Below are 12354 nucleotides of genomic sequence, written 5' to 3'. Positions count from 1 at the left end.
TAATACATTCCACATAGGAGGAAAATATAATGAATAAAGAGCAAATCTTAGAAGCAATCAAAGCTATGACAGTTCTTGAATTAAATGATTTAGTAAAAGCAATCGAAGAAGAATTCGGTGTTACTGCAGCTGCTCCTGTAGCAGTTGCTGGTGGCGGCGCTGCAGCTGCAGAAGAAAAAACAGAATTTGATGTTGTTTTAGCTTCTGCTGGCGATCAAAAAATTAAAGTAATCAAAGTGGTTCGTGAAATCACTGGTTTAGGTCTTAAAGAAGCTAAAGAAGTAGTTGATAACGCTCCTAAAGCTCTTAAAGAAGGCGCTTCTAAAGAAGAAGCTGAAGAAATCAAAGCTAAACTTGAAGAAGTTGGCGCATCTGTAGAAGTAAAATAATTTCTACTGATTGATTGTAAAAGCTCGTCAATTTGGCGGGCTTTTTCTTTATCTCAAATTAATGGGCATAAAGTTTTTGTGCCGACTTTTAATAGAGTATAAGTTTGGAGCATTTACCCGTGAAATTACTGATTAGAACAGCAATCAGCAGATAGAAGAACAGCTCCGTTTGTTAGAAGTTTTACGTTATCATTACATGATGGGGGTATTTTTCTTGTCAGAACATTATTATTCCAAAAATCCTCAAGTAGAAAGCAAGCCTTCTAAATGGCAATACACACTACGAGGTTTTTTATTTACTTTTGAGACAGATGCTGGAGTTTTTAGTAAAAGCGAAGTAGATTTTGGTTCCCGTGTATTAATTGATTGTTTTGTTATGCCTGATGTTGAAGGGCATGTTTTAGATGTAGGGTGTGGTTATGGCCCGATTGGATTGTCGATTGCAAAAAGTTATCCTGACCGAATCGTTGAAATGATGGATGTAAATGAGCGGGCGGTTAATTTAGCAAAAAAGAACGCTGAATTGAACGGGGTTCAAAATGTGCAAATTTATGAAAGTGATGCACTTTCATCTGTTCCGAACGGAAAAATCGCTGCTGTTTTGACGAATCCCCCTATACGAGCTGGTAAGAATACTATTTTTAGATTCTATGATGAGGCGTATGATAAGTTGGCGGATTCAGGCGAGTTGTGGGTAGTGATACAAAAAAAGCAAGGAGCTCCATCAACTTTTGATTATTTGGAATTAAAATTCTCAAAAGTGGAGATAGTAGAGAAGAAAAAAGGTTATTGGATTATCAAAGCGAGGAAATAAAAACTTATAGATTGACTTGACAAATGCGCTATGATATTATAATAAAATGCAAAAATATTAATTTGAAGGCGTTTGCCCTTTGGCTGAAAAGTGAATAGCAAGAGCTTTCAAATTTGAATTTGGTTAATCGGAAATGAGCTCATATTTGAACTTATTTTCTTTTTTGTCTTTCGTTATCATACAACATTTATATGGTTTCTGAAAGACCTATTATCGCTTTATTGAGGGGTGAATGAGTTGACAGGTCAACTAGTTCAGTACGGACAACACCGAAAGCGTAGAAGCTTCGCGCGTATTAAAGAGGTGCTAGAACTTCCGAATCTTATTGAGATTCAAACTGCATCTAACGAGTGGTTCCTTGAAGAAGGATTACGTGAAATGTTTCATGATATTTCACCAATTGAAGACTTCACAGGGAATTTATCACTAGAATTCGTCGACTATAGTCTCGGAGAACCGAAATATGATGTCGACGAGTGTAAACAACGTGACGTAACTTATGCAGCTCCATTACGAGTTAAAGTGCGTCTACTCAACAAAGAAACAGAAGAAGTAAAAGAACAAGAAGTATTCATGGGTGACTTCCCGCTTATGACGGATACAGGTACTTTTGTAATTAATGGTGCTGAACGCGTCATTGTTTCCCAATTAGTACGATCACCAAGTGTTTACTATCACGATAAAACAGATAAAAACGGTAAAAAAGGCTTTGGTGCAACAGTTATTCCAAACCGTGGCGCTTGGCTTGAATACGAAACAGATGCAAAGGACATTGTATACGTCCGCATAGACCGTACGCGTAAATTACCGATTACGGTATTGCTTCGCGCGCTAGGGTTTGCATCTGATCAAGAGATTATCGATTTGATCGGTGACAATGAGTTTTTACGCAATACGTTGGAAAAGGACAATACAGACAGCACAGAAAAAGCATTGCTTGAAATCTATGAGCGTCTTCGTCCAGGTGAACCACCAACAGTAGAAAGCGCAAAAAATCTGTTGTATTCTCGTTTCTTCGACCCAAAACGCTATGACTTAGCGAATGTTGGTCGCTATAAAATGAATAAAAAGCTTCATATCAAAAATCGTCTTTTCAACCAAACGATCGCTCAAACATTAGCAGATCCTGAAACAGGCGAGATATTAGTTGAAGCGGGTACATTAATCGACCGTCGCGTTTTAGATCGCCTTATCCCTTATTTAGAAAATGGTGTAGGCTTTAAAACCGTATCAAAAGTAGGCGGTGTCCTTGAAGGCGATATCCAAATTCAAGAGATTAAGATCTATGCACCAAATGACGAATCACAAAAAGAAATTAAAGTGATCAGCAACGCATATATCGATGAAGAAGTTAAACATCTTACTCCTGCTGATGTAGTAGCATCTGTTTCTTACTTCTTTAACTTGCTATATGGTGTAGGTGATACAGATGATATTGACCATTTGGGTAACCGTCGTTTGCGTTCTGTAGGCGAATTGTTGCAAAATCAATTCCGTATTGGTCTTTCCCGTATGGAACGAGTGGTGCGCGAGCGTATGTCAATTAACGACACTGCTTCTCTAGTGCCACAACAATTGATCAATATCCGCCCAGTTATTGCGGCGATTAAAGAGTTCTTCGGAAGCTCTCAATTGTCACAATTCATGGACCAAACAAATCCATTAGCTGAGCTTACGCATAAACGCCGTCTATCCGCTTTAGGACCTGGTGGTTTAACGCGTGAACGTGCTGGCATGGAAGTGCGTGATGTTCACTATTCTCACTATGGCCGTATGTGTCCGATTGAGACACCTGAGGGTCCAAACATTGGTTTGATTAACTCACTATCTAGTTATGCGAAAGTAAACAAATTCGGATTTATCGAAACACCTTACCGTCGCGTAGACCCTGAAACAGGTCGTTTAACAAGCCACATCGACTATTTAACTGCCGATGAAGAAGATAACTATGTTGTAGCACAAGCAAACTCTCCATTAAATCCAGATGGTTCGTTTGTTGAGGAAGAAGTTGTTGGCCGTTTCCGCGGTGATAACTCTGTGTTTAAACGTGATACAGTCGATTACATGGACGTCTCACCAAAACAAGTAGTATCAGCTGCAACAGCTTGTATCCCATTCTTAGAAAACGATGACTCTAACCGTGCCCTAATGGGTGCGAACATGCAACGCCAAGCTGTTCCTCTTTTAAATCCTGAAGCTCCATTCGTTGGAACAGGTATGGAACACGTAGATGCTAGAGACTCAGGCGCAGCAGTAGTTGCGAAATATCCTGGTATTGTCGAGCATGTTGAAGCACGTACTATTCATGTGCGTCGCATTGAAGAAATCGACGGTAAAGAAGTTAAAGGCGATTTAACAAAATATAAATTACAAAAATTCACTCGTTCTAACCACGGAACAAGTATCAACCAACGCCCGTTGGTAAAAGTCGGTGACCGTGTTCAACCTCGTGATATCTTAGCAGATGGTCCATCTATGGAAAATGGTGAGCTAGCACTAGGACGAAATGTTGTGGTTGCATTCATGACATGGAACGGTTACAACTATGAAGATGCTGTTATCATGAACGAACGTTTAGTGAAAAATGATGTGTATACATCTGTACACATTGAAGAGTACGAATCAGAAGCTCGTGATACAAAGCTCGGACCTGAAGAAATCACTCGCGATATTCCGAATGTCGGTGAAGAGGCATTGCGCAATCTTGACGAACGAGGAATTATCCGTATTGGTGCGGAAGTAAATGATGGCGATATCTTAGTAGGTAAAGTTACTCCTAAAGGTGTAACAGAACTAACTGCAGAAGAACGCCTATTACACGCAATCTTCGGTGAAAAAGCGCGTGAAGTACGTGATACTTCTCTTAAAGTGCCACACGGAGCAGGCGGTATTGTACTAGATGTCAAAGTCTTCAATCGTGAAGATGGCGATGAACTATCTCCAGGTGTTAACCAAATGGTTCGTGTCTATATTGTCCAAAAACGTAAAATCCGCGTTGGGGATAAAATGGCCGGTCGTCATGGTAACAAAGGGGTTATCTCTCGCATCTTGCCTGAAGAAGATATGCCATACTTGCCAGACGGCACTCCAGTAGATATCATGTTAAATCCATTAGGCGTACCTTCTCGTATGAATATTGGACAGGTATTGGAGATTCACCTAGGCATGGCAGCTCGCTATTTAGGCGTGTACATGGCTACACCGGTATTTGATGGTGCTTCAGACGAAGATGTTTGGAGAACAATGGAAGAAGCCGGCATGAACCGTGACGGTAAAACTGTTTTATATGATGGACGTACAGGCGAACCATTCGATAACCGCGTTTCAGTTGGGGTTATGTACATGATCAAACTGGCTCACATGGTTGACGATAAATTACACGCTCGTTCAACAGGCCCTTACTCACTTGTTACGCAACAACCACTTGGCGGTAAAGCACAGTTCGGTGGTCAACGTTTCGGTGAGATGGAAGTATGGGCGCTTGAAGCGTATGGCGCTGCTTATACTCTTCAAGAAATCTTAACAGTTAAATCCGATGACGTTGTGGGCCGTGTGAAAACATACGAAGCCATCGTTAAAGGAGAAAGCGTTCCTGAAGCAGGCGTTCCGGAATCTTTCAAAGTATTAATTAAAGAGCTTCAGTCTTTAGGTTTAGACGTAAAAATGTTGACTATCGATGATGAAGAAATCGAATTGCGTGATACTGAAGATGATGATGATCTTCAACCAAACGATTCATTCAATATTGCTTCGACTACAGAAGAAGAAGCATCAGTAGGATCAGCAGAATAAAAATATTTATAACTACAGGATACTGGACAGGACCGTTTGCGGGCTTGTCCTTATCCCCTTTTACCAATAAATATCGCCGAGCTAATGGAAAGTCACTTAAGACTTCAGAATAAAGGGAGGTAGGCTCCTTGATAGACGTTAATAATTTTGAATACATGAAGATTGGTCTAGCTTCGCCCGATAAAATCCGTTCATGGTCTTATGGAGAAGTCAAAAAACCAGAAACTATTAACTATCGAACACTTAAACCAGAAAAAGACGGTTTGTTCTGTGAACGTATCTTTGGACCGACAAAGGACTGGGAATGTCATTGCGGGAAATACAAACGTGTACGTTACAAAGGTGTTGTATGTGACCGTTGTGGAGTAGAAGTAACTCGCGCTAAAGTACGTCGCGAACGCATGGGGCATATCGAATTAGCTGCTCCTGTCTCACACATCTGGTACTTCAAGGGAATCCCGAGCCGTATGGGACTTATCCTAGATATGTCACCACGCTCACTTGAAGAAGTAATCTATTTTGCATCATATGTGGTAATTGAAGCGGCAGATACACCACTTGAAAAGAAACAATTGCTTTCAGAAAAAGAATACCGTGCGTACCGCGAAAAATACGGTAAAACTTTCGTAGCTTCAATGGGTGCCGAAGCAATTCAACAACTATTATCAGAAATTGATCTTGATAAAGAAACAGAAGCATTAAAAGAAGAACTTAAAACAGCACAAGGCCAACGCCGCACAAGAGCAATCAAACGTCTTGAAGTGGTAGAATCATTCCGCCATTCCGGCAACCGTCCTGAATGGATGATTCTAGATGTGCTACCTGTAATCCCGCCTGAATTGCGCCCAATGGTACAACTAGATGGTGGACGGTTCGCTACATCAGATTTAAATGACTTATATCGTCGTGTAATTAACCGTAACAACCGTTTGAAACGCCTTCTTGATCTAGGCGCGCCTGGCATTATTGTTCAAAACGAAAAACGTATGCTGCAAGAGGCTGTCGATGCACTTATAGACAATGGCCGTCGTGGCCGTCCTGTTACAGGACCTGGTAACCGTCCATTAAAATCTTTATCTCATATGTTAAAAGGGAAACAAGGTCGTTTCCGTCAAAACCTATTGGGTAAACGTGTTGACTACTCTGGCCGTTCTGTAATCGTTGTAGGTCCATCTTTGAAAATGTATCAATGTGGTCTTCCAAAAGGTATGGCAATCGAATTGTTCAAGCCTTTCGTAATGAAAGAATTAGTAGAACGCGGTCTTGCGCATAATATTAAATCTGCAAAACGTAAAATTGAACGTATGCACCCAGAAATCTGGGATGTTCTAGAAGAAATCATGAAAGAGCATCCAGTACTTCTAAACCGTGCTCCTACTCTTCACAGACTTGGTATTCAAGCGTTTGAACCAACTCTTATCGAAGGGAAGGCTATCCGTCTTCATCCATTAGTATGTACAGCTTACAACGCTGACTTCGATGGTGACCAAATGGCGGTTCACGTTCCACTTTCTGCAGAAGCACAAGCGGAAGCTCGTTTACTAATGCTTGCAGCACAAAACATTCTAAATCCAAAAGACGGTAAACCAGTTGTTACGCCATCTCAAGATATGGTACTAGGGAACTATTACTTAACACTTGAAAGAAAAGGCGCTATTGGTGAAGGTTCTGTCTTCTATGGACCAGAAGAATTAAATATTGCTTATCAAAATAACGAAGTGCATTTGCACTCACGTATTGCAATTAAAGCATCTTCTTTAAACAATAAGACATTTACAGAAGAACAAAACAATATGTTGTTGCTTACAACTGCTGGGAAAGTTTTCTTCAATGAAATCTTGGATAATTCATTCCCATATATCAATGAACCAACAAATACAAACTTGCATGATGCAACACCAGACAAATACTTTATTCCTACGACAACAGATGTGAAGGAACATATCGCTTCACAAGAACTTGTTAAGCCGTTTACGAAGAAGTATTTAGGTAATGTTATTGCAGAAGTATTTGCAAGATACCATATTACTGAAACATCCGTCATGCTTGACCGTATGAAAGATCTTGGCTTCAAGTACTCTACTAAAGCCGGTATTTCAATTGGTATTTCCGATATCATCGTATTACCAGGGAAACACGAGATCTTGCATAAAGCGCAAGAGCAAGTGGATAAAGTGATGAAACAATTCCGTCGCGGTTTAATTACAGAAGAAGAACGCTACGATCGCGTTATTTCTTTCTGGAGTGCTGCTAAAGACGAAATTCAATCAAAACTGATGGATTCCCTTCCAGCAGAGAACCCAATCTTTATGATGAGTGACTCTGGTGCCCGTGGTAACGCATCTAACTTTACTCAGCTTGCTGGTATGCGTGGTTTGATGGCCAACCCGGCCGGACGTATTATCGAACTTCCGATTAAATCATCATTCCGTGAAGGTTTAACAGTACTCGAGTACTTCATCTCTACGCATGGTGCACGTAAAGGTCTTGCCGATACAGCGCTAAAAACAGCCGATTCAGGTTACCTTACTCGCCGTCTAGTTGACGTAGCACAAGATGTTATTGTTCGTGAAGATGATTGCGGTACTGATAGAGGTTTAGCAATCTCTGCTTTGAAAGAAGGCACAGAGATTATTGAAACACTAGAAGAGCGTATGATCGGACGTTATGCGAAGAAAACAATTCGCCACCCAGAAACAAACGAAGTCCTTGTAGCACGCGACGAATTGATTACAGCTGAACTTGCTCGCCTAATTGAAGAAGTGGGCATTGAAGAGGTAACAATCCGTTCTGCCTTCACATGTAACACCAAACATGGTGTATGTAAAAAATGTTACGGTATGAACTTAGCAACAGGCGATAAAGTTGAAGTTGGTGAGGCTGTTGGTATCATCGCTGCACAATCAATCGGTGAACCTGGTACACAGTTAACAATGCGTACATTCCACCAAGGTGGGGTAGCCGGTGCCGATATTACACAAGGTCTTCCACGTATCCAAGAGATATTCGAAGCACGTAATCCAAAAGGTCAAGCGGTCATTACTGAAATCGCTGGTGTTGTAACAGAGATTGAAGAAATTCGCGAAGGCCAAAAAGAAATTACGGTCCAAGGAAAAGTTGAAACACGTAAATATTTAGCTCCATATAATGCACGTCTAAAAGTTCAATTGAACGAAAATGTGTATCATGGTCAAATATTAACAGAGGGTTCAATTGATCCGAAAGAATTACTTAAAGTTACAGATGTTTCTTCAGTAGAAGAATATCTATTAAAAGAAGTCCAAAAAGTATACCGTATGCAAGGGGTAGAAATTGGTGATAAACACGTAGAGGTAATGGTTCGCCAAATGCTTCGCAAAGTACGTGTTATTGAAGCTGGAGAAACAGACTTACTTCCTGGTACATTGCTAGATGTACACCAATTTGCAGAAGCAAATGCTGAAGCTATTGTTGAAGGTAAGATTCCAGCTACATGTCGACCAGTCATCTTGGGTATTACAAAAGCTTCTCTTGAAACAGAATCATTCTTATCTGCAGCTTCATTCCAAGAAACAACTCGTGTATTAACAGATGCAGCAATCAAAGGTAAACGCGATGAACTACTTGGACTGAAAGAAAATGTTATCTTAGGTAAACTTGTTCCTGCTGGTACAGGTATGCAACGTTACCGTCAAATTAAAATGGCCGATAACGAAACAGAAGAACAAGAAGAAACACTTGCGGTAGATTAGTTAAAAGTATGAGGGGAGGGGTAGTCCTCCTCCTCATCTTTTTAATAAATTCGTTGACAATATGATCAATGGATGATAATATATTTTAGGTTGATAGTTGGTTGTCTGTTGCACTCATCGATCTTGTATTGAACAAATGCATAGGATAACAAACAATCATTGGTAAGAAAACAAAACAGTACAGCATTGCAAGGGTATATTACCGAAGTTTTCGTTGCTCATATGCAGACGATCGAATGGCCACGCATGCGGTGCTTATAGCACAAAGAATTGGCATTCCCGTTGTATAGGTAGACTCGAAAAGAAGACTTGGTAGAGCCTACGCAATATAATAGAGCAACAATAGTGCGACCACTGAATATTGGTTTTTGCGATGATCACGCAAAAGCTTTGTTTTTTACCTTAAAATGAACCACCTGGATGTGTGGATTAAGAAACAGTATGAAGGGAGGAAAAATCGATGCCTACAATTAACCAATTAGTACGTAAGCCTCGTCAATCCAAAAGTAAAAAATCTAAATCACCAGCTCTAAACAAAGGTTATAACAGCTTTGTAAAATCATTGACTGATGTAAACTCACCACAAAAACGCGGTGTTTGTACACGTGTTGGTACAATGACTCCGAAAAAACCGAACTCAGCTTTACGTAAATATGCTCGTGTTCGCTTAACTAACCAAATCGAAGTTAATGCTTACATTCCTGGTGAAGGCCACAACTTGCAAGAACACAGTGTTGTTCTAATCCGCGGCGGCCGTGTAAAAGACTTACCAGGGGTACGTTACCACATCGTACGTGGTGCTTTGGATACTGCTGCAGTAAACGGCCGTATGCAATCTCGTTCTCTATATGGTGCTAAAAAACCAAAAGAAAAAAAATAATCTAATTATGCTTTTTAATGAAAGGAGGAAAACAAATGCCTCGTAAAGGTCCTGTTTCCAAACGTGACGTGTTACCAGATCCAATTTATAACTCAAAACTAGTAACTCGTTTAATCAATAAAATGATGGTAGATGGTAAAAGAGGTACTTCTCAAAAAATCTTATACGGAGCTTTCGAATTAGTAAAAGAACGCTCTGGTCAAGATCCACTAGAAGTATTTGATGCTGCTCTAAATAATGTAATGCCAGTTCTTGAAGTTCGTGCTCGCCGTGTCGGTGGTGCTAACTATCAAGTACCAGTTGAAGTTCGTCCAGAACGTCGTACAACTTTAGGTCTTCGTTACCTAGTGAACTACTCTCGTCTTCGTGGCGAAAAAACAATGGAAGAGCGTTTAGCAAATGAAATTCTAGATGCTTCTAACAACACTGGTGCGTCAGTTAAAAAACGTGAAGATATGCACAAAATGGCAGAAGCGAACAAAGCATTCGCTCACTATCGTTGGTAATCACAAACTAACCTTAATCCATTATGGAAGGAGAAAGACAGCATGACTAGAGAGTTCTCCCTTGAGAATACTCGTAATATCGGAATCATGGCTCACATTGATGCTGGTAAAACAACAACAACTGAGCGTATCCTTTATTACACTGGTAAGATTCACAAAATCGGTGAAACTCATGAAGGTGCTTCTCAAATGGACTGGATGGAGCAAGAGCAAGAACGTGGTATCACTATCACTTCTGCTGCTACAACAGCTCAATGGAAAGGCAACCGCGTAAACATCATCGATACTCCGGGACACGTAGACTTCACTGTAGAAGTTGAACGTTCTTTACGGGTACTTGACGGTGCAGTGACTGTACTTGATGCTCAATCAGGTGTAGAACCACAAACTGAAACAGTATGGCGTCAAGCAACAACGTACGGAGTACCACGTATCGTATTTATCAACAAAATGGATAAAATCGGTGCTGACTTCTTGTACTCAGTAAACACTTTGCATGAACGTTTACAAGCAAATGCTCATCCAATTCAGCTTCCAATCGGTGCAGAAGATGAGTTCAATGCTATCATCGACCTAATTGAAATGAAAGCTACTTTCTACAAAGAAGGCGATGACGGTTCTAACGCTGAAGTTCGCGAAATTCCAGAAGAGCACAAAGCTCAAGCTGAAGAATACCGCGAAAAATTAATTGAAGCTGTTGCTGAACTTGATGAAGATTTAATGGAAAAATACTTCGCTGGTGAAGAAATCACTAATGAAGAATTAAAAGCTGCTATCCGTAAAGCTACATTAAATGTTGAGTTCTACCCAGTAACATGTGGTACAGCATTCAAAAACAAAGGTGTTCAATTAATGCTTGATGCTGTAATCGACTACCTTCCTGCTCCAACAGACGTTGCTGCAATTAAAGGTACATCAGTCGATGGAGATGAAGAAATTGTTCGTCATTCATCTGACGAAGAACCATTCTCTGCATTAGCATTCAAAGTAATGACTGACCCTTATGTTGGTAAATTAACTTTCTTCCGCGTATATTCTGGTATCTTAGAATCTGGATCATACGTACAAAACTCTACAAAAGGTAAACGTGAACGCGTAGGTCGTATCCTACAAATGCACGCTAACTCTCGTGAGGAAATCTCAAAAGTATACGCTGGAGACATTGCAGCTGCTGTAGGTCTTAAAGCAACTACTACTGGTGATACTCTATGTGACGAAAAATCACTAGTGATTTTAGAGTCAATGGAATTCCCAGAACCAGTTATCTCACTTTCTGTAGAACCAAAATCTAAAGCTGACCAAGATAAAATGGGACAAGCTTTACAAAAACTACAAGAAGAAGATCCAACTTTCCGTGCTCACACTGACACAGAAACTGGTCAAACAATCATCTCTGGTATGGGTGAACTTCACTTAGACATTCTTGTGGACCGTATGAAACGTGAATTCCATGTGGAAGCAAACGTTGGTGCACCACAAGTATCTTACCGTGAAACATTCCGTTCTGGCGCACAAGTTGAAGGTAAATTTGTACGTCAATCAGGTGGTCGTGGACAATTCGGTCACGTATGGATCGAATTCCAACCAAACGAAGAAGGTAAAGGTTTCGAATTCGAAAACGCAATCGTTGGTGGTGTAGTTCCTCGTGAATACATTCCAGCAGTTGAAGCAGGTCTTCGCGACTCTCTAGAAAATGGTGTCCTTGCTGGATTCCCATTGATCGATATCAAAGCAAAACTATTTGATGGTTCTTACCACGATGTCGATTCAAATGAAATGGCATTTAAAGTAGCTGCTTCAATGGCACTTAAAAATGCAGTTTCAAAATGTAACCCAGTTCTTTTAGAACCAGTTATGAAAGTGGAAGTTGTAATGCCTGAAGAATACCTAGGTGATATCATGGGTAACATCACTTCTCGCCGTGGTCGCGTTGAAGGTATGGAAGCTCGCGGTAACGCTCAAGTTGTTCGCGCTATGGTTCCACTTGCTGAAATGTTTGGTTACGCAACAACTCTACGTTCTGCTACACAAGGACGTGGTACATTCTCAATGGTATTTGACCATTATGAAGAAGTTCCTAAATCAATTAGCGATGAAATTATCAAACAAAACAAAGGTGCATAATTTCAAAGTAATTTTTGATTGAATTTTACCTTTATATAAAGTATAAATAACATGTAAGCTATGTCATCTTCAGGAAGCAAGGGCCCTGCCTCCGAAGATACGTAACTATAAACTAAAC

Annotated in this window: 7 protein-coding genes; all 7 read left to right on the top strand. The window is 40.4% G+C overall.

The genetic code is table 11. The annotated features are described in order from the left end of the window. The first annotated feature begins 29 nt into the window (after nucleotides 1-29). The 7 genes from rplL to fusA all read left to right on the top strand — a co-directional run bounded on the left by rplL (nucleotide 30) and on the right by fusA (nucleotide 12236). Nucleotides 30-389, top strand: coding sequence for a 50S ribosomal protein L7/L12 (gene rplL / locus M2M59_RS15730; protein ID WP_066790948.1), 360 nt, complete (start codon nucleotides 30-32; stop codon nucleotides 387-389). Between the two features lie 214 nt (nucleotides 390-603). Next, the gene (locus tag M2M59_RS15725; RefSeq protein WP_147197422.1) at nucleotides 604-1203 is read left to right on the top strand and encodes a class I SAM-dependent methyltransferase; all 600 of its coding nucleotides are present in this window, start codon (nucleotides 604-606) and stop codon (nucleotides 1201-1203) included. A gap of 237 nt (nucleotides 1204-1440) precedes the next feature. Beyond that, nucleotides 1441-4995, top strand: a complete 3555-nt coding sequence (rpoB, locus tag M2M59_RS15720; RefSeq protein ID WP_066790946.1) for a DNA-directed RNA polymerase subunit beta — start codon at nucleotides 1441-1443, stop codon at nucleotides 4993-4995. A gap of 128 nt (nucleotides 4996-5123) precedes the next feature. Continuing rightward, nucleotides 5124-8726, top strand: coding sequence for a DNA-directed RNA polymerase subunit beta' (gene rpoC / locus M2M59_RS15715; RefSeq protein WP_147197420.1), 3603 nt, complete (start codon nucleotides 5124-5126; stop codon nucleotides 8724-8726). Nucleotides 8727-9186: 460 nt separating this feature from the next. Then, nucleotides 9187-9606: a 30S ribosomal protein S12 gene (rpsL, locus tag M2M59_RS15710; RefSeq protein WP_066790943.1), complete on the top strand. Its 420-nt coding sequence runs from the start codon at nucleotides 9187-9189 to the stop codon at nucleotides 9604-9606. A 35-nt stretch (nucleotides 9607-9641) separates the two neighbouring features. Next, nucleotides 9642-10112, top strand: a complete 471-nt coding sequence (rpsG, locus tag M2M59_RS15705) for a 30S ribosomal protein S7 (protein WP_066790941.1) — start codon at nucleotides 9642-9644, stop codon at nucleotides 10110-10112. Nucleotides 10113-10154: 42 nt separating this feature from the next. After that, nucleotides 10155-12236, top strand: coding sequence for an elongation factor G (gene fusA, locus M2M59_RS15700; RefSeq protein ID WP_147197418.1), 2082 nt, complete (start codon nucleotides 10155-10157; stop codon nucleotides 12234-12236). Nucleotides 12237-12354: the final 118 nt, after the last annotated feature.

The organism is Rummeliibacillus sp. G93 (assembly GCF_023515935.1).
GTDB lineage: Bacteria > Bacillota > Bacilli > Bacillales_A > Planococcaceae > Rummeliibacillus > Rummeliibacillus stabekisii.
The sequence above is the reverse complement of the archived record's forward strand: the minus strand, read 5'-3'. Positions and strand labels throughout refer to the sequence as shown.

Coding starts and splice junctions, on each gene's coding strand:
- rplL (WP_066790948.1), top strand. CDS start 30: ATGAATAAAGAGCAAATCTTAGAAGCAATCAAAGCTATGACAGTTCTT.
- rpsL (WP_066790943.1), top strand. CDS start 9,187: ATGCCTACAATTAACCAATTAGTACGTAAGCCTCGTCAATCCAAAAGT.
- rpsG (WP_066790941.1), top strand. CDS start 9,642: ATGCCTCGTAAAGGTCCTGTTTCCAAACGTGACGTGTTACCAGATCCA.
- fusA (WP_147197418.1), top strand. CDS start 10,155: ATGACTAGAGAGTTCTCCCTTGAGAATACTCGTAATATCGGAATCATG.